The 18,992-nt window shown below is 60.4% G+C and carries 14 protein-coding genes and 3 pseudogenes; 2 read left to right on the forward strand and 15 right to left on the reverse strand.

Features of this window, described 5'->3' with window-relative positions:
- From HHJ18_RS11930 to HHJ18_RS11990, 13 genes and pseudogenes are all read right to left on the reverse strand, one after another.
- Window positions 1-131, reverse strand: a pseudogene (locus tag HHJ18_RS11930) (IS3 family transposase); the annotation flags it as partial.
- Window positions 132-1,086: 955 nt separating this feature from the next.
- Window positions 1,087-2,676: a gamma-glutamyltransferase family protein gene (locus HHJ18_RS11935; protein ID WP_296915561.1), complete on the reverse strand. Its 1,590-nt coding sequence runs from the start codon at window positions 2,674-2,676 to the stop codon at window positions 1,087-1,089.
- Window positions 2,677-2,707: 31 nt separating this feature from the next.
- Window positions 2,708-3,685: a tripartite tricarboxylate transporter substrate binding protein gene (locus HHJ18_RS11940; protein ID WP_296915562.1), complete on the reverse strand. Its 978-nt coding sequence runs from the start codon at window positions 3,683-3,685 to the stop codon at window positions 2,708-2,710.
- 189 nt (window positions 3,686-3,874) lie between these two features.
- Window positions 3,875-4,756, reverse strand: a pseudogene (locus HHJ18_RS11945) (M81 family metallopeptidase); the annotation flags it as partial.
- Window positions 4,753-6,018, reverse strand: a complete 1,266-nt coding sequence (locus tag HHJ18_RS11950) for a Zn-dependent hydrolase (RefSeq protein ID WP_296915597.1) — start codon at window positions 6,016-6,018, stop codon at window positions 4,753-4,755. The gene HHJ18_RS11950 and the pseudogene HHJ18_RS11945, both read right to left, overlap by 4 nt.
- A gap of 28 nt (window positions 6,019-6,046) precedes the next feature.
- Window positions 6,047-6,346, reverse strand: a pseudogene (locus HHJ18_RS11955) (ABC transporter ATP-binding protein); the annotation flags it as partial.
- Between the two features lie 33 nt (window positions 6,347-6,379).
- Window positions 6,380-7,402: a tripartite tricarboxylate transporter substrate binding protein gene (locus HHJ18_RS11960; protein WP_296915564.1), complete on the reverse strand. Its 1,023-nt coding sequence runs from the start codon at window positions 7,400-7,402 to the stop codon at window positions 6,380-6,382.
- 22 nt (window positions 7,403-7,424) lie between these two features.
- Window positions 7,425-8,675 (reverse strand): MFS transporter, encoded by a 1,251-nt coding sequence (locus HHJ18_RS11965; protein ID WP_296915566.1) that lies wholly within the window; start codon window positions 8,673-8,675, stop codon window positions 7,425-7,427.
- Complete coding sequence (locus tag HHJ18_RS11970; RefSeq protein ID WP_296915567.1) at window positions 8,672-10,036, reverse strand: MmgE/PrpD family protein; 1,365 nt, start codon at window positions 10,034-10,036, stop codon at window positions 8,672-8,674. Before HHJ18_RS11970 ends, HHJ18_RS11965 begins: the two co-directional genes overlap by 4 nt.
- Before the next feature lie 27 nt (window positions 10,037-10,063).
- Complete coding sequence (locus HHJ18_RS11975) at window positions 10,064-11,248, reverse strand: acyl-CoA dehydrogenase family protein (protein WP_296915569.1); 1,185 nt, start codon at window positions 11,246-11,248, stop codon at window positions 10,064-10,066.
- A gap of 23 nt (window positions 11,249-11,271) precedes the next feature.
- Window positions 11,272-12,213: a hydroxymethylglutaryl-CoA lyase gene (locus HHJ18_RS11980; RefSeq protein ID WP_296915571.1), complete on the reverse strand. Its 942-nt coding sequence runs from the start codon at window positions 12,211-12,213 to the stop codon at window positions 11,272-11,274.
- A gap of 31 nt (window positions 12,214-12,244) precedes the next feature.
- Complete coding sequence (locus tag HHJ18_RS11985; RefSeq protein ID WP_296915573.1) at window positions 12,245-13,045, reverse strand: enoyl-CoA hydratase-related protein; 801 nt, start codon at window positions 13,043-13,045, stop codon at window positions 12,245-12,247.
- On the reverse strand, window positions 13,042-14,208 hold the full coding sequence (locus HHJ18_RS11990) for a CoA transferase (protein ID WP_296915575.1): 1,167 nt from the start codon (window positions 14,206-14,208) through the stop codon (window positions 13,042-13,044). The genes HHJ18_RS11985 and HHJ18_RS11990 overlap by 4 nt, the downstream gene beginning before the upstream one ends.
- Before the next feature lie 124 nt (window positions 14,209-14,332).
- On the opposite strand from HHJ18_RS11990, the gene HHJ18_RS11995 reads away from it, so the two are divergent.
- Window positions 14,333-15,130 carry a GntR family transcriptional regulator gene (locus HHJ18_RS11995; RefSeq protein WP_296915578.1) on the forward strand — a complete coding sequence of 266 codons (798 nt, stop codon included), beginning with the start codon at window positions 14,333-14,335 and terminating at the stop codon, window positions 15,128-15,130.
- 39 nt (window positions 15,131-15,169) lie between these two features.
- Window positions 15,170-16,132, forward strand: a complete 963-nt coding sequence (locus tag HHJ18_RS12000) for a tripartite tricarboxylate transporter substrate binding protein (RefSeq protein WP_296915580.1) — start codon at window positions 15,170-15,172, stop codon at window positions 16,130-16,132.
- A 329-nt stretch (window positions 16,133-16,461) separates the two neighbouring features.
- Here the strand turns inward: HHJ18_RS12000 and HHJ18_RS12005 are convergent, their stop codons facing one another.
- Together HHJ18_RS12005 and HHJ18_RS12010 are read right to left on the reverse strand one after the other, a co-directional pair.
- Window positions 16,462-17,424, reverse strand: coding sequence for a D-glycerate dehydrogenase (locus HHJ18_RS12005; RefSeq protein WP_296915582.1), 963 nt, complete (start codon window positions 17,422-17,424; stop codon window positions 16,462-16,464).
- 328 nt (window positions 17,425-17,752) lie between these two features.
- Window positions 17,753-18,904 (reverse strand): alpha-hydroxy acid oxidase, encoded by a 1,152-nt coding sequence (locus HHJ18_RS12010; RefSeq protein WP_296915584.1) that lies wholly within the window; start codon window positions 18,902-18,904, stop codon window positions 17,753-17,755.
- Window positions 18,905-18,992 lie beyond the last annotated feature (88 nt).

Consider the following 18,992-nt stretch of genomic DNA (forward strand, 5'->3'; position numbering starts at 1 on the left):
GACACGCACCCAATTTTGGGGGCGATGGATTCAATGGCTGCCCACAGCGATGGGTATTCGCCACGGTGGTCCTGCACCATCCGTACTGCGCGTTCGCGCACTTCCGGGGAAAACTTGTTTGACTTCTTCATGGCTCAATCCTCTCAGAGATTGGAGCCTCCTCAAAATCCGGGGCGATTCAATCTGTGATGACTGATCCCATCCCAAGCCCTGCAATGCCTTCGCCTGCCGCCAATGGGCAAGTCACCAGAGAGCAGCTTTACGAAGAAGTGTGGCGAGAGCCGATGCTCAAAGTCGGCCAGCGCTATGGCATCTCGTCGAGCTTCCTGGCGCGCGTTTGCTCCGCTCTCAATGTTCCTCGGCCTCAGCGTGGGTACTGGGCAAAACTTGAGTTTGGCAAGGATCCTGGTAAGCCACCCCCGCTGCCTAAGGCTCGGGCGGAGGACAAGCTCGTCTGGAACCGTACCCACGACGCGGACATCGTTCGCCGGCCTTTGCCAGTTGCGCCAACCACTCCGCGCAAGTTGCGCAGTTCCGTGCTACTTTTGCGGTCTAAGGGGCACCCGCTGACTCGAACTCGAATGACTGCAAAGGGCACATGCCTGCCGTTCAAGGACAACCGATCCCGACCGCTCGCGCTGCAATGGGGCCGATCCACACCCTATTTAGGGTGTGTTTACGACTTTAATGACCTGCTTACGACTTTAATTGCTCGGAACAAAAGTATTCTTGGAAATTAAAGTCGTAAACAAGGGCCTAGCATTCATGCGGGTTGGCGGCGTACCAAATTTGCAACAAGCCAAGATGAAGTCGTAAACAACTTTGGCGGCACTCAAGTCGACTCAGTCCCAATAGCCAAGTCTAGGGCTATTGCCCTGCCAGGAACACGTCAAATTTATCCCGCCTAAGTGACTTTTCCACAGCAGCGACAACGGGCATTCACAAATGACTGCTATATGGAAAATTGAATTACAGAGATTGACTTCCGATTAAAAACTGACCCAGGTGTTTTTTAGTTGTTGGGTTTTCAGGCCTTGCAGAACTCGGACGTCCGCGGTGGAGATGATTGCAGCGCCAGGACCTTTTTCAGAAGCCCACGGCCTGACCATCGCGGCGCGAATCGGAGGCGGCAATGTAGCCATCAGCGGTCTTATAAATCATTTGGGCGGCGCCGAATTCCATGCTGTCACGCGGGGCAACCACAACCCGATGCCCACGCTCGCGCAACGCATCCACCACATCGGCAGGCAAATGCGCTTCGAGGTTAAGCACCGGACCGGGTTCGACCCGAAAGCGCGGCGAATCGCTCATCGCCTGAGGGTTTTGACCGAAGGCGGCGAGGCGAATCATCATCTGCACATGCCCCTGGGCCTGCATTGAGCCGCCCATCACGCCCATTGCCATTACCGGTGCACCATTGCGGGTGACGAAGCCGGGAATGATGGTGTGCATCGGTTTCTTGTTCGGTGCCACGCAATTGGCGTGACCCGGCTTCAGGTTAAAGCCCTCGCCTCGATTGTGCAGACTGATGCCGGTGCCCGGAACAACCAGGCCGGAACCGAACCCGCGATAGTTCGATTGAATATAGGACACCATCGTGCCGGAGGCGTCGGCGCTCGCAAGGTAGACGGTCCCGCCATTCGTGGGCAGGCCAGCGCTCGGCGTAGCGGCTTGGTTCATATCGATCATCGCGGCGCGCTTGGCGAGGTAGGAGAGGTCGAGCAGGGCCGCCGGTGACAGCTGCATGCTCGCCGGGTCGGCGACGTGACGATGCAAATCGGCGAACGCCAGCTTCAGGGCTTCGACGCTGACGTGATAAAAATCGGCGCTGTCACGGCCCATCGCTTCGAGGTCGAAACGATCAAGTATGCCCAGGCCAATGAGCGCGGCCAATCCTTGGCCGCTCGGCGGAATTTCATGCAAGGTGTAGCCGCGGAAATTCTGCTGGATCGGCGTCACCCATTCGGCCTCATGCGCCGCCAGATCGGCAGCGCGTAGCGCGCCGCCGGTCTGGCTGGAAAAATGCGCGATGCGCTCGGCCAGTGCGCCGCGGTAAAAGCTTTCTCCATCGCTTTCGGCGATCGCTCGCAGGGTTGCCGCCTGCTCCGGAAAACTCCAGTGCTCGCCGGCCCGCGGCGCTCGGCCGTCGCACGTGAAGGCTTCGCGAAAGCCCGGTTTGTCGATCAAAACGGGGACTTGCGCAGCCCACTGGCGCGCAATTTGCGGAGAGACCATGAAACCGCCTTCTGCATAGCCGATCGCAGATTCGAACAGCCGCGCGAACGGCAGTTTTCCGAAGCGCTTCGACAGGGCCTTCCAGCCGGCGACCTGGCCGGGTACGGTGACCGTGTCCCACCCGGTTGACGGCATCGTGTCGCGACCCTTGAAATACTCGGGCGTCCATGCCGCGGGCGAGCGACCGCTCGAGTTCAATCCATACAGCTGCCCCTCATGCCAGACCAGGGCGAACATGTCGCCGCCAATCCCGTTCATCACCGGCTCGACCACTGTCAAGGCAATTGCGGTGGCGATCGCGCTGTCGATGGCGTTGCCGCCTTCGTAAAGCATGCGTAGCCCGGCTTGTGCGGCCAGCGGCTGGCTGGCGCTGACTGCGTTGGCCGCTAGCAGCGGCATTTTTTGCGATGGATAGGGAAAGGTCCAGTCGAAAGGTAGCATTGGGGAGATCCGGGTCAATGTTGATCAAAATTTATTGCAAGGCCACGCCGGACTGCTTCACCAGTTTTTCGGTGCGCGGAATTTCTGTCTTCACCATTGCCGCAAAGTCGGCAGGGTTGGCAAAGCGCGCCTCTGCGCCGGTGCGCATCAGTTTTTCGCGAAACGCCGGGTCTTTCAGCAAACGTTCAATCGAGGTGTTCAACTTAGCCACGACTTGTGGCGGTGTACCGCCGGTCGCTACGATGCCATACCACGGTGCAATGTCGAATCCCGGATAGCCTTGTTCGGCGATGGTCGGGATCTCAGGTGCCATGCTGGAGCGTTTCGCATTGGACATGCCGAGCGCGCGCACTTTGCCTTCCTTGACGAAAGGCAGCCCGGTCATGATGGTGTCGAAGTACATCGACACCTGGCCGCCCAGCAGCGCCGGAATTGCTTCACCCGCACCTTTGTAGGGCACATGCACGATATCGATGTTAGCCATCGACTTGAGCATCTCGCCCGCAATGTGCGAGGTGGTGCCGGTGCCGAACGATGCATAGGTCAGCTTGCCTGGATTGGCCTTCGCATACACGATCATCTCGGTGAGCGTCTTGAACGGCATCGACGGGTGCGACAGCAGGATGTTAGGCGTAATGGCAACCACCGATACCTTCTCGAAGGCATCTGGGTCGTAGCTCAGCTTCTTATACAAAAAGCGGTTCGTGACCATCGATGCGGGTCCCGACATCAGGAGCGTGTAGCCATCGCCCGGCGCCCGTGCGGCGGCGTCGCTGCCGATCATGGCGGCAGCGCCCGGACGATTCTCGACTATGAAGGGCTGTCCATATTCGCTTGCCAGCGCTTGGCCGAACTGACGCGTGATTAAGTCGGTGGCCGAACCGGCCTGAAAGGGAACGATGATCCTGACGGCATGATCGGGCCAGTCGCCCGCTGTCTGAGCGCCCACCAGGGAAGCAAACAAAAGTGCGCCGGCGGCGACGCTGGCTTTTAGCAAACGGATAAGCATGGTTATTGCCTTTTTAAAGTGAGATCAACGTGAGCCGATTTGATCGCTCAAACCGTGCGCAAGATGGAAATAAGAGTCAAACTCTTAGCCGTTTCATTCATGCAGGCCCCCTACTTTTGGATATTAATCAGGTTCATTGCTTCTCGCCGTCGTGTGGTGCCAATGGTGGCAATGCAGATACGGGTGGCCTCGAGTGGCGTCCACAGCCAGCGAGTGGGCCCGCTGCAGCGAGGTTTCAAGGGGTTCGCTCTCGTACACAAACTGCGCTCGATCTTCCCAGATTTGCATGGCAATACGATCGGCCACCGCTTGCGCTGCCCTTGCGCCCCTTTCCGTGACCTCACTCGTTACCACAACGCTGACACAGGGCGCCTCGATGTCGGCCAGCGAAAAGCCGGCAAACACAGTCACGGCGGGCAACCCATCGTGCTCGGCGGCCTGAGCGGCCTCGACCGCGCGTTTCATGGCGCCTTCCAGCGTGGTGCTGCGAAGACTGTGGCTCATCAAAGGCAATTGATGCCAGCGCACCGTGTACTCGCCCCGACCCTCGAGCATGGCCAGAAGCAGTCGGGCGGCATGCTCTCCGGTTTCGTACATATCCACATGCGGATAGGTCTTGAACCCTACCATCACGTCGGCGTGCTCCACCATCTGTTGCGTGATGTTGCCGTGCAGGTCCAGCGCCACGCCGATGGGCACACCCGGCGCGGCGGCGCGCAGGCGAACCAGCAGGTCGCCTTCGCCGTCCGCGCTGTTCTCGGCCACCATGGCGCCGTGCAGGTCCAGCAAGATGGCATCGCAGCCAACGGCGGCCTCAACGATCCGGTTTGTTAGCGCATCGTACGCAGCAGCATGCACCGGTCCACTGGGGTTGGCCATTGCCGACACCGGGGTGACGAGCGTGGCACCCTCGCGTTCGGCGAGATCGATGAACGCCGCCATGGCGGTGCGCATGCCTTTGTTGTCGCGGTAGGCTTCCTCGCCGTAACGGGGTGCGAAGGCTTCCAGCGGTGTGGGCACCGGTGAGAAGGTGTTGGTCTCGTGGTTCAGTCGCGCAATCAGTATCTTCATGCCGTCACCCCGGCGCTGCGCAACATGGCCAGCAGCAAGACGTTGCATCCGGCCTCCAGATGTTCGGGCCGGGCGTCCTCGATCTCGTTGTGGCTAATGCCGTCGGCGCAGGGCACGAACACCATGGCAGTGGGCGCCAAGCGCGCGAGGTATACGGCATCGTGGCCGGCACCGCTGATCACGTCCATTGCGCTGTAGCCGAGTTCGGCGGCAGTGCTGCGGATGCCATCCACCAGTTTCGGTGCGAACAGCTGAGGCGAAAAATAAACAACTTCCTGTACGCCTATGGTGAGCCCGCGCGCCAGCGAGACGCGCTCACAGGCCAGACGCAAGGCGGCGTCCATATCCAGCAGCATGGCGCCGTCGGCAGCTCGTAGGTCAACGCTCATGCGGACGCGGCCGGGAATCACGTTGCGCGAATTGGGAAAGACCTCAAGCGAGCCCACGGTGGCACGTGCATGCGGTGCGCGCTCCAGCGCGATGGAGTTGACCTCGGCGACCAATTCGCTTGCGGCCAGCAGGGCGTCTCGTCGCAATGCCATCGGCGTGGGGCCTGCGTGGGCTTCCATACCCTGCACCTCCACGTCGTACCAGCGCTGGCCTAACGCGCCCAGGACCACGCCGATCACGCGATCATTGGCCTCGAGCACCGGGCCTTGCTCGATGTGGGCTTCGAAATAGGCGCCAACCGGAAGCGCAGGGCTCTCAGCTCCGCCATAGCCGATAGCAGCCAGTGCCTCGCCCACACTCACGCCCTGCGCATCGCGCTGCGCCAATGCATGCTCAAGCGTGAATGCGCCTACGAACACGCCTGATCCCATCATGACCGGCACGAAGCGCGAGCCTTCCTCGTTGGTCCACACCACCACCTCGAGCGGGGCTTCGGTTTCGATGCCGGCCTCGTTGAGGCTGCGCACCACTTCCAGGCCAGCAAGAACGCCGTAGTTGCCGTCGAACTTGCCGCCCGTGGGCTGGGTATCTATGTGACTGCCGGTCATGACAGGCGGCAGATCGTTGTCGCGGCCGGCGCGGCGCGCAAAGATATTGCCGATCGCATCGACTCGTACACTGCAGCCCGCTTCGCGGGCCCATTGCACGAACAGGTCGCGCCCCCGGCCGTCGAGTTCTGTGAGTGCCAGTCGGCACACGCCGCCCTTTTGTGTGGCTCCGATCTGCGCAAGGTCCATCAAGGATTTCCACAGCCTTGCGCCGTTGACGCGAAGTGACGTTAAGTGAGTAGGATTAGTTGTTGCAATTGCCATATTCATACGAATTCGTAGAGTGAAATAGTTAGACCAGCCCCACACCAAGATAGCGGTCCTTGATGGCCTCATCTGCAAGGAATACTGCATTCTCAGCGCTGTAAACGACAGCACCCTGCTCGATGATGCAGTGCCGATCGGCCAGTTGGGTGCAGACTTCAAGGTTTTGCTCCACCAGTAGGATGGCTACGCCAGTTGCCTTTATGGTCTTGAGCTGTGCCACGATTTCTTCAACGATCACGGGTGCCAGGCCTTCAACAGGCTCGTCCAACATCAGCAGCTTGGGGTCGTTCATCAGGGCGCGCCCGATTGCCAGCATTTGCTGTTCGCTAAAAGCGTTGCTCGGGTATGGCTTGCATTGTCAATCCAGCGTCAGACCGACCTCACGGGTCAGTGTCCTATAGCTGGCCCAAGTTCGAGCTATAAATTGTTGAAGCGCAACGCCAGTTAGCGGGATATCGTCAGCACCGAGCTGGTCACGTACCGCCTTGACTTTCGCAGAATCAGTCACAGATTCGTGAATCAACCGCGCGATTCGGTCAATGACCTCAGCCGGCGTTCCAGCAGGTCCCAGCAGCATGTTGCACTCGGCCAGATCTTCGAAAGCCGGCCCCTTGAATCCAGCATCAATCCAAGTGGGTATACCGGGAAGTTTGCTTGAGCGATTTCCCACGATGATCACAATGGGGCGTACCGAGCCTTTATCGATGCCCGCGCCCATACCTGCCAGCGAGCCCGCACCGACTTCGATCTGTCCTCCGTATAGATCCATCAGCATCGCCCCTGTTCCTTTGTAATTGACAACTGTCAATTGCGCACCGGTTTGTTTGGCTAGTTTGGTTAGCATCAGTTGCCAGCCTGACCCGATAGCGTAGTTGCCAACAGAGACCGGTCGTTTGCGGGCGAGGGCAATCAATTCCGTGAGGTTGTTGACCGGAAGATCTTTGTTAACGACCGCTACGACCGGGCCTACACCGATTGAACCGATGGGCACCAGATCTTTGGAGGTATCAATCGGCGGCTTCTTCAATAGCACCGGTGCCTGCGCCAATTGACTGTGCAATGTCAGCAGGAAGGTGTGTCCGTCCGGCGCTGATCGTGCAACAGCTTCCGCTGCGATCATGCCCAAGCCACCAGGCTTGTTTTCGACCACAACGGGAACCCCGAGCTTCGAGGAAAAATATTCGGCAAACGCGCGGGCGGTTGCATCATTGGATGACCCTGGCGCTTGCGCAGCAATAATCCTGATCGGTTTGGATGGCCACGCCTGAGCCCGCGCCGTGATTGGGAACAGGCTGACCGCGAGCACCCCAGATCCGGCTACAAGCAGCTGTCGCCGCTGTCCGTTGATTTCCAACAACTGTGAAACAATTTTCTTGGCCATGCTGTCTCCTTAATTTCCCTGATTAAACTTTTCTCTGCAAGCCTGAGTCGGCGGGTCGATAAAAGCGCTTCCTGAAAGTAAATAGCAGCAGTGCGGCCCCCAGGGCCAGCAGAGCCTGCATGCCAAAGGCCATGGTGAATCCGCCTCGGCTGGAAACGATCAGGCCAAACACAGGCGCGCCCACGATGACCCCCAGGAAGGTGCAGGCCAGCGTCCCCGAGGTCGCCTTGCCGACAGCCCCTAGCGGGGCTTGGCGGGCCACCTCGGCAAGATAAACGCCATTCCAGCCGCTCGCGCTTGCCCCAAAAACAATCATCAGGCCGGCCAGTACCAAGTCTGACGGTACCGTAGGCCACAGGACCAAGCTACCGGTCGCCAACGCGGCCAGCGAGATCACCAGCGACAACAGCGCCAGCATGTTCACCGGCCGGATAACGTGGTCGCTGACGTAGCCCCAGACAATGCGCCCCATGACTCCGCCCAACTGCGACAGGGCCAGGACAGAGCCGGCAGCGAGCGCAGTCATCGCCAGCCCCGTCGTGAGGAAGCTCACCAGGTAGGCGGTGAACGAAATCTGGATTCCAGAAAGCACGAAGGAAACCGCCGCCAGCGACCGCAGTCCCTTGTGCCTGAAGATCACCGCCAGCGGCTCCAGCAGTTGCCGCAGAAGAAAACCCATGGACAGGCCGATGGGCGGGGCCGCACCGTTGCGCGAAGAGGTTTGCGCATCCAGCCCGGCCTGGATGGTGCACGCGCTCGCCGCCACCGCCGCGCAGGCCAGTGCCAGGATGAGCAGGGTCCAGATCCACCCCGTTGCCAGCGCCAACGGCGGAATGCAAAAGCCGCTCAGGGCCACACCAACAGGCACACCGGTCTGCTTGATTGAAAACACCAGGTTAAGCCGCCGCGCGGGGGTGGTCTGGATCAGCACATGGGAACTTGCAGGTGTGATAGGCCCGTAGCCCATGCCGATTAGCACAGCCGCCAGCAGCAGCGCGCCAGGGCATAGGGCCGCCAGCGTCAGGCCCGCAGCTGACAGCAACAACGCGCACTGGCTGGTCCGGATGGCGCCCCAGCGCTCCACCAGGGGCCCTGCAGCCAGGCTACCGACCATGGCACCTGCATAAGCGCACAACAGGTATAGTCCGATGCCCGATGCACTCAACCGCGGCAGGCCTGGCTCAACCGGTATCAAAACCGGCACGGCCATCAGGCTCAAGGCGCTGAACGCCTGAATCAGCAGTGTGACCAGCAGTGGCACAAAAGTGTTCATCCAAACAACTGGCGCAGACTGGCGAGCCTCTGGAGCTGGGCGATGCGCCCGTAGAGCCCGGCGTCCGCGCCGGGCCGGGCGCCCGTGGTCGACGCGCCTGCTGCAATGCAGTCCATGAACTTCTGGCGCAAGTCTGCGGCGTTCAGCGGAAGCTTGGCATTGCCAAGCGCAAAGCGAATATCTCCGGAGTCGAAGGACCGTCCATCGATCAGATCGATGACCACGCGATCCGCATACGAAAACGCCGGGTCGATGGGACAGGGGCGCTCTGTGATGTCCACCGTCACCTTGTCCAGCAAGCCACGTACATCGTCACGGGCCACGAAATTGGCGCTGAGTTGCGCCAGCCCCACTTGGCGCGCCACCAGTGCTGCCGCTACAGCAAACTCCACGCTGAACTTGGCCTCAAGAGCGGTTTGCGGCCTGTGGTTGCGCAGCATGGACGCCTGGGCAGCGCCTATGGTCACGCGCACACCGCCGACCTGTGCGGGTTGCAGGTTTTCGCGCTCGGCAATGGTCAGCACGCCGTCGATGACGCGGTGACCGGAATAGCAGACCGGGTAGCGCTTGATCGACAGGCCGGTCTCCATGATCCGCAGCGTCTTGCCCAGTCCAGCGGCGGGCCGGGTTCGGTCTACCCGGCCGGCCGGCGACAGTGCGTTGAGATACCCCGCGGGATGCTCAAACACGTCGGATGCTGAACTCAGGCCGAGCATGGATAGGCGCACGGCCTCGATGGCGCATGCGGCAGCGCGTCCTGCATGCAGCGGTTTGGTCATGGTGCCAAAATTGGCCACCAGCCCGCTGGCCATGCTGGCCGCAATCGCCAGCGCCTGCCGGGCCTGCGCCTCGGGCAGGCGGTGCAGGTAGGCTATTGAAGCCGCCGCGGCCACCGTGCCAAACACACCCGTGGGATGCCAGCCCTTCAAGTGGTATTGGTCGGGCTCCCTGGAAAACAATTCGGCCCATACCTCGTAGCCCACCACATAGGCACGCAGGGCTTCGAGGCCTGAAACGTCGAGCAGATGGCCTTCGGCCAGGATGGCCGGCACCAGCACCGTGCTCGTGTGGGCCGATAAGGCCACGTCGTCGTAGTCGAGTGCGTGAGCGGCCACGCCATTGACGCAGGCCGCCTGGGCGGCAGGCAACATAATTCCGGCAAAGGGTACGGGTGCCTCGGCAGGGGACTGGTTGGAGCCCACATGCGCCAACATGATGCGCACCACCGGCTCATCGCAACCAGCCATCATGGTCGCTATGGTGTCAATGAAGCCGGTCCTGGCAACGTCGCAAGCGGCCTCTTCGTCATCAAAAGCGGGGTGGGCAACATACGCTGCCAGTTCCTGGGTCAAGCCAATCATGCGGGGCCTTCTAAGGTCAGATGCGGGTCAAAACGAGCGCGGCATGCCCAGCATGTGCTCGGCGATATAGGAAAGCACCAGGTTGGTCGAAATCGGCGCGATCTGGAACAGGCGCGTTTCGCGCCATTTGCGCTCGACGTCATATTCGCGCGCATAACCGAAGCCGCCGTGGCTCTGCAGGCAGGCTTCGGCTGCGTGCCAGGCCGCCTCCGACGCCAGCAGCTTGCCCATGTTGGCGTCGTCGCCACAGGGCAGTCCGGCTGCGAAACACGCTGCTGCCCGCCGAAGAACAAGATCGGCTGCCTCAATTTCGGCATGAGCCCGCGCTACCGGGAACTGCACCGCCTGGTTCTGGCCGATCGGCCGGTCGAAAACGCGACGCTCATTGACATAAGCAATTGATGTCTTGGTGAACCAGCGACCGTCGCCGATCGCCTCGGCTGACACCAGGATGCGTTCGGCGTTCATGCCGTCAAGGATGTACTTGAAGCCCTTGCCCTCCTCGCCGATAAGGCAGTCGGCAGGAATCCGCAAATTGTCGAAGAAGACTTCGGTAGTATTGTGGTTGATCATCGCCTTGAGCGGCCGGATCTCCAGGCCCTTGCCGAGCGATTCCCGGATATCGAGCAGGAAAACCGAGAGCCCCTCGCTCTTCTTTTTCACCTGATCGAGCGGCATGGTGCGCGCAAGCAGCAGCATCAGGTCCGAGTGCAGGGCGCGCGATGTCCAAACCTTCTGGCCATTGATCACATAGCTGTCGCCGTCGCGCACGGCGCGGGTCTTGAGCTTGGTCGTGTCGCTGCCCGTGCTGGGCTCAGTCACCGCGAAGGCCTGAAGGCGCAGCTTGCCGCTGGCGATCTGCGGGAGGTAGCGCTGCTTTTGCGCGTCGCTGCCGTGGCGCAGCACCGTTCCCATGGTGTACATCTGGGCATGGCAGGCCCCCGCGTTGCAGCCCGACGCATGAATCTCCTCAAGGATCACCGCCGCCGCGCGCAGCGGCATGCCACTGCCGCCATAGGCCTCGGGAATCAGGGCGCCCAGGTAGCCGGCATCGGTCAGCGCCTTCACGAACTCGGTCGGATAGGCCTCTGCTTCCTCAAGCTTGCGCCAGTACGAGCCTGGAAAATCAGCACAGACCCGGCGCACGCTTTCACGAATTTCCGGGTAGTCCTCGCCGACCTCAATGCTGAGGGCTGCTGTCTTGTGTTCCATTTGAGATCCGTTGGTTCAATTGGTTAAGCGGGTTGGCGAACTGCAGCGGGCACATAACCTTGAGGCAGACCGGCGCGAGCTAGCGCCCCCTGCATTGCTATGTCGGGCAGGGCCTGCGCCACCAGCGTGCGCACCGCGACAAGTTTTTGCAAGTCCACGCCGGTGTCATAGCCCATAGAGTCGAGCATGAAACACAGGTCTTCCATGACGACGTTGCCGCTGGCACCCGGTGCAAAGGGGCAGCCGCCCAGGCCCGCCAGTGACGCGTCGAACATCGTGATGCCGCAATCGAGTGCCGCGCAGACGTTGGCCAGCCCGGTACCGCGGGTGTCGTGAAAATGCGCAGCCACCGGCAGGCTGCCGACCTCGGCCAGCATGGCCTTGAACACGGCGCGCACCTGGTTCGGATCGGCATAACCGACGGTGTCGGCAACCACCAGTTCCTGGGCACCCGCCTCGGCCAGCTGCACCGCGTACTTCACGACCTGCGACACGGCGATGCGGCCCTCATATGAGCAGCCCAATGCGGTCGACAAGCCGCCACAGATGACCGGTCGTGCGTTGACGGGTTGGCTACGGATCAGGGCGACGATTTCGCGGAAATCGGCCACCGACTCTGCGGGCGGACGCCGCACGTTCTTCATGTTGTGCGTGTGGCTGACCGACATCACGAAATTGAGCTTGTGCACGCCGAGCTCGATGCCACGCTGCGCCCCGCGCAGGTTGGGAATTAACGCGGTCACTGTCAGGCCTGGAATGCACAGCGCGCCTTCAGTGACCGGTGCCGCGTCGGCGAATTGCGGGATCAGTTTCGGCGGCACATAGGACGTGACCTCGATTTCAAAAATTCCGGCGCCGGCTTCCGCCACTATCCAGGCCAGCTTGTCCCGCGTCTGCATGAACGTGGGGTGAATTTGCAGGCCATCGCGCAGGCCTACTTCGCGCAATGTGATTTTTTGACGCATATTTGTTGTTTGATTAGATTATTTTTAGGCGTCAGCGGCCTTTGAAAACCGGTTTGCGTTTTTCATTGAAAGCCTTCACGCCTTCGATCCGGTCCTCGGTGCCGACCAGATGGTTGTAGGCTTCAATCTCGAATCTGAAGGCCGTGCGCAACTCCATCTGTCCGCCGTAGCGAATGGATTTTTTGACCTGGTGCACCGACATTGGCGCGTTGCCTGCAATCGTTGCGGCGGTCTCCAGCGCCCTGGCGAGGACATCTGCCGGCTCGTGCACCTGGTTGACCAGTCCCCAGTCACAGGCCTGCTGCGCATCGAAGGGCCGGCCTGTCATGATGAGCTCTTTGGCCCTGCGATCGCCGATGGCGCGCGGCAGATTCTGCGTGCCTCCGGCGCCCGGCATGATGCCCAGGGTGACCTCGGTTAGCGCGAAACGGGCGGCACTGCTGGCATAGATAAAGTCGCAGCACAAGGCCATCTCGAGGCCACCCGCGTAGGCGTGGCCGTTGACTGCGGCAATGACCGGTGTTGGCAAGTCGACCAGCGTCCAGTATTGGCGCTCGAACAGCTCGTGCTGGCGCTGCCACTGCGGCTTGGACATGCCGTTGCGCTCCTTCAGGTCGCCGCCGGCGCAAAATATTTTTTCACCGGCACCCGTCAGCACGATGCAACGGACCTCGCCCGGGTCTTCCGTGAGGCCGGCCCACAAATCCAGCAGGTCGCGGCCCATTTGCGTGTTCAGGGCATTGCCGACCTGCGGCCGGTTCAGCGTGACTTTCAATACATGCGGGCTCACCATCTCGGTGGTGACGGTCTCGTAAGTGCGAAAAAGTGTCATTCCTTACTCCTCAGGCCAAGTAGTGCGCTGTGCTCACCCAGTTGGGGCGGCGCTGACAGGGGATGGGGCCGCTGCCCGTCGAAACTGAGCGGCAGGCCGATGAACTTCATGCCGGTGCCGGGCACATCTTGCACCAGGTCGAGGGCGCGAGTTTGGGGGTGCGCGAGCATCTGCGCCAAGTCGTTGACGGGCGAACAAGGTACACCTGCTGCTTCCAGGCAGTCGATCCAGTGCGCCGTGGTCTGTTGCGCCAAGATGGTGTCGATCATGGTGTAGAGCTCACTCTGGTGCGCCACCCGGCTCGGGTTATCGATGAAGCGGGGGTCGCCCTGCCATTCTGACCGCCCTAGTGCCCCGGCCAAGGCCCGAAATAGCGCATCGCTGCCTGCCGCCACGACGATCTCGCCGTCGCGCGTGGCGTAAGCCTTGTACGGCACGATGCCCGGCGATCCGGAGCCCTGCTTGCCGGCCAGCTGCCCGGAGGCCATGTACTGGGCAGCCAGCAGCGATACCCAGCAGCCGGCCGTTTCAAAAAGCGAGACATCGACAACGCGCCCCTGGCCCGAGGCATAGCGCTCATACAAGGCAGTCAGTATGCCGATGACTGCCCACATGCCCGTTCCCATATCGACGATGGAGGCGCCCACCCGCACCGAAGGACGCCCGGGCTCACCGGTCGTGCTCATGATGCCGCCAAAGGCCTGCATCAGCGGGTCATAACCGGGCCGGTCCTTCAGCGGCCCCTCGCGTCCGAAAGCCCCGAGGTTGCAGTAAATCAGGGAGGGTTTAAGCCGTAGCAGGCTGGCGCCATCAAGCCCGAGTTTTTCGACATGGCCCGGCCGCAGGTTTTGGATCACGATGTCGGCTCTGTCGCAGATCAGCTGCTTTAGCGCGGCTAGCTGCTCGGCATCGCGCAGTTCGCAGACGACCGACTGCTTGTTGCGGTTGAGCGCCTGGAAGAACGCGGAAGCGCCTTCCCAGAACGGCGGACCCCACCTGCGGGCGTCGTCGCCGTCTGCCTTCTCGATCTTGATGACCTGTGCTCCGAGCTCGCCGAGAATCTGGCCGGCAAAAGGAGCGGCGACGCTGTGCCCCAGTTCCACCACCACCAGACCGGCGAAGGGATTTGGGGGCACACCATCGTGGGCTTGTGCGTCAGACATGCTGGTTTATCCAATGAGTTGGAGTTGAGGGCTTGGGCTGAATGGTCTCATAGAATCTTATTTCTAATGTACGGACAAACCATTATTCACCAATGAATCATTTGTACGTATAAAGTAAATATAAATGACAAGCCCCAACCCATCTTCATCGCCCATTCCCCAGCGCCGTGCAACTCGCAGGACCGATGCACCGCCGCGCTATGTCTGGCTGCACCAGTGTTTGCTCACCGACATCAGCAGCGGGAAGTACCCCGTCGGCAGCCTCCTGCCCACGGAAGAGCAACTCGGCAAGATCTATGGTGTGAGCCGCCACACGGTGCGCGAGGCCACGCGCAAGCTCGTCGACAGCGGCCTGATCACGCGCCACCCGAGCATAGGAACCGTGGTGCGCGCCATCAAGCCCGCCGCGCCCTATGTTTCGGCTCTGGGCTCGCTCAAGGAGCTCATGGACTACACCAACACGACCCGGCTGGAGGTGCTCGGTGAGACCCGGGTCAAGGCCGATGAACTGATGGCCCGGGACCTGCGCTGCGAAGTCGGCTCGGAGTGGATTGAGCTGCAGACCAAGCGCCATCTGGCGGGACAGGACGCCCCTATTTCCTTCACGAAGGTGTATTTGCGACCGGAGTTCGCCGGCATCAGGGCACACCTGCATGGCGATCACATGAGTATTTACGCCCTGCTGCACAAGCTGTACGACCAGGAAGTGGAGTCGGTGCTGCAGCAGATCGAGGCCACCCTGATGCCTGCCGAAGCGGCCAGGCTGCTGCAGCTGAAGGCCGGCAGTCCGGCGCTGCGCATGCTGCGCTGCTACTTTGACAAGAGCGGACGCCTACTGAGCGCGTCGGCCAACCACTACATCGCGGACCGCTTCCAGCTCGTCACGTCCTGGAACAAGGCGACGCCGAAGTCTTTCGACTGAGCCCCATACGTTCACTTTACCCACCCACGGAGACAAACCATGAAAAAAATCCTTGCAAGCTTCCTTCTTTGTCTGATAGCGGGCTGGGCTGCCGCTCAGGGCGCCTACCCGAATCGGGCGGTCCGCGTCATCGTGCCGTTTCCGGCAGGCCAGACCACGGACGTCGTGGCCCGCCTGCTGTCACAGCAATTCACCGAATCACTCGGACAAAGCTTTTACGTCGATAACAAGGCCGGCGCCGGCGCCATCATCGGCACCGAGCAGGCCAAGAACGCAGTGCCCGATGGGTACACCCTGCTTATGGCGTCCAGCGGACCGCTGGCCATTAACCCGTCGCTGTATTCAAAGCTGCCCTATGACACGCTCAAGGACTTCCAGCCCATCGGCATGATCGTGGTGGTGCCCCAGTTCCTGGTCGTCAACAAAGATTTCCCGGCCAACAACCTCAAAGAACTGATTGCCTATGTCAAGCAGAATCCGGGCAAGGTCAACTTCGGCTCCGGAGGAAGCGGCCTGACCAACCACCTGACCATGGAACTGCTCAAGGCCAGCACCGGCATCCAGATCACCCATGTGCCGTACAAGGGCGCGGCCGCCGCACTGACCGCGCTGATCGGCGGCGAGATCAGCATGATGTTTGAGTCAGGCCCGGCCGTCATTCCGCATGTCAAGAGCGGCAAGCTTAAAGTGTTTGCGGTCGGCAGCCAGCGCCGGTCACTGGCCTTGCCTGATGTGCTCACGGTGGCTGAGGCCGGTGTGCCGGGCTTCAACGCCCAAAGCTGGGCTGCGTTCCTTGCACCGGCGGGCACACCCAAGCCCGTCATCCAAAAATTGAATGCCGAGCTCCACGCGGCACTCTCAAAACCCGCCATCAGGGAACGCTTGCTCGGCATGGGGGCAGAACCGCTGGAATACACCCCTGAACAGACCGCAGCCTACTTCAGGGGCGAACTCGAGAATTGGGCCGTCGCCGTCAAGGCCTCGGGCGCGCGCGCCGACTGAAGGGTTCTGGCGCACTGAACCACCCCGTGTTTTGAGGAAGCTTCAACCTTTGAGTAGAGTTGGACAGTCAAAATTGGCAGCCTTGGTCAAATCGTCGCAACAATCTCATCCACTGCCGCGCAGGCAGCTCAGAAATAAGAAATCAGTGTGCAAATAGCACATCGGTGCAAACCTAGCTTTTTGGGAGCAAGGTGACTTCATGAGGTCAAGTTCAAGATCAATGCGATATAACCCTTAAAAGCTAGGTAATCGAAAACTCTCCTGCAAACAGTATCAGTTCACAAGAAAGACGATTGCAACGAACGCCGAATGCGGCCACTTGCTGCGCATCACGCAATACGATTTGGAGTGGGCTGTCCCATTCCGAATGCTGTGAGTCCGTGCACGACAATGGCTCCCATGGCTTGTCGGGCTTCCAAGGTCGAACTACCGATGTGCGGGAGCATGAACACATTGGGCAGTGTCGAATAGCCCGGAAAAATATTCGGCTCATTGTTAAACACATCAAGCCCGGCGGCCGCGATGCGACCGGACGCCAGCGCACTGACCAGATCTTCATCGACCACGACGGCGCCGCGCCCGATGTTTGCCACGATCGCTCCCTTCGGCAACATGCCGATGGTGCGGGCGTTCAGGAAGCCCGTCGTCTCAGGCGTCGCCGGGCACGCCAGAATCAAGAACTGTGACACAGCGAGCAGCGACTCGGGCGATCCGTGATACGTCGCCCCCTGCTCCTGATCGGGAGGTAGTCGCAATCGATTCGTATAGTGGATATTCATATCAAAGCCGCGCGCACGCTTCGCGATCTCCCGGCCGATGCGACCCATCCCGAAAATTCCCAGCACCTTCCCCGAGAGACTTGTGCCATTGAGCTGAGTGGGCGTCCAACCGTTCCAGTTGCCGCTTCGCAACAAATCTACACTCTCAGTGACCCGTCTGGCCGCGCCGAGCAGAAGCAACATGCCTACCTCCGCGCACGCGGTAGAAAGGACGTCGGGCGTGCTGAAAACTGCAATGCCTCTAGCGCGTGCAGACTGCAGGTCGATGTGATCATGACCAACCGAGTAAGTCGCAATCGCGCGGATAGTGTCCGGCAAACCGGCAATCAGCGCGGCATCGAGCCGATCTTGCGTGGCAGACACCAGCAGCAGTAAATGCCCTTGCACGAGGTCAAAAGCCACACCCGGCTGCAGCCGGAACCCGGACGGTGCGTAGCTAACATTAAAGGATGCTTCGAGAATACGGCGGACTTCCGTCGGAAGATCGAAAGTGACAAAAAGCGACTGCTTCATAACCAGCTAGCCCATCGTAGCCCGCTGCCTAGGAGCTTGTCGGACCTAGGAATCCTCGGCTCCAAATCGACCGAAGCGGTCCTTTTTTTGCTTCGCCGCTCTTTGAGAACACCATCTTTTTTACCCACAGTGGGGCCCTTGGCCCGAAAATCCGACAAAAACTCCTCGCTGGGACGGGTTTTCGCTATTGACGCCCCAGGTCCGACGGGCACGTAGCAAGCGCCTAGTGCGAAACCGGAAAACGCTGCGGTTTTGTCGAAGATGAATCGCCATACGGGCCTTTGAAGTTTTAAAAAAAGTGCCGTGTTCGTGAGCTTGGATCAAGACATCAAAAGCATTTTTCCGATATCGCAGATCTATCCAGTTTCGTTATGTCAGGTTGGCCGAGCAAGGCAAGCGTCGTGTCGATTTCCTTTTTGAGGATTTCGATCGCTCGCATCACCCCGCCTTCACCGTTCGCCGCCAGGCCATAGAGTCCCGCACGCCCGATCAGGCAGCCGCATGCGCCCAGGGCCATCGCCTTGACGACGTCACTGCCACGGCGAATGCCCCCGTCCATCAATACTTCAGCTCTGCCGTCGACCGCCTCCACGACCCCCGGCAAGGCGGAAATGGCGGACGGTGCTCCATCCAATTGCCGACCGCCATGGTTGGATACGATCACCGCGTCAACGCCGTGCTCCACTGCCAGCCTTGCATCCTGTGGATTGAGAATGCCCTTAATTGCCATTCGTCCCGGCCAGATGGACTTGAGCCAGTCGATTTCTTTCCAGGTCACGGTCTGGTCAAATTGAGCGCTGATGTGCTCTACCAGTGTCTTGAGATTCGACTCGTCGCCACCGGCGCGCTCAAGATTGGCGAATGTAATGCGGGGGCCGGTAGCCATGCGCCATAACCAGCCCATACGCGTTGCATAGTCAAAGACATCGCCCAAGTGGAGCCGTGGCGGTACTGTGAACCCATTGCGCTCATCCCGTTCACGCGGCCCCTGGATGGGCAAATCGACGGTGACGCACAGCACGGGACAGCCGGCGGAGACGGCGCGTTCGACCAGGGTCCGAACCATTGCACGGTCGCGTTGAATGTAAAGCTGAAACCAGAAATCAGGGCGGCCATGGCTCGCTACTTGTTCAATCGAACCATTGGAATTGGTGCTGAGGCAGTAGCCAATCCCGGCTGTGGCGGTGGCGCGGGCGGTTGCGGTATCGCCATCTGGCCATAAAAGGCCGGAGAGACCCGTTGGACCGAAAATCAAAGGTGACGAATACTCTTGTCCAAGTATTTGAACGGACTGACGCCGATTGCTCACATCCGTCAGGACACGGGGCGCAAATCCGATACGCTCTAGATCACGCATATTCGCATTGAGGGTCCGCTCGTCGTTCGCGCCCCCGTCAATAAATTCAAACACTGATTTTGGCAAATTTCTTTGGGCCAGACTGCGCAGGTCGGCCACCGTTACAGCGCGTGCACGCGTCATGTCAATTCACTTTCCAAAAATGCGATAGGTGTTGCAAAGAAAGCTTCCAGAGTGTTGATGCCAGCCAGATGCAGGCAGAGGGTCGGTG

The organism is Polaromonas sp. (assembly GCF_012927455.1).
Lineage (GTDB): Bacteria > Pseudomonadota > Gammaproteobacteria > Burkholderiales > Burkholderiaceae_C > Polaromonas.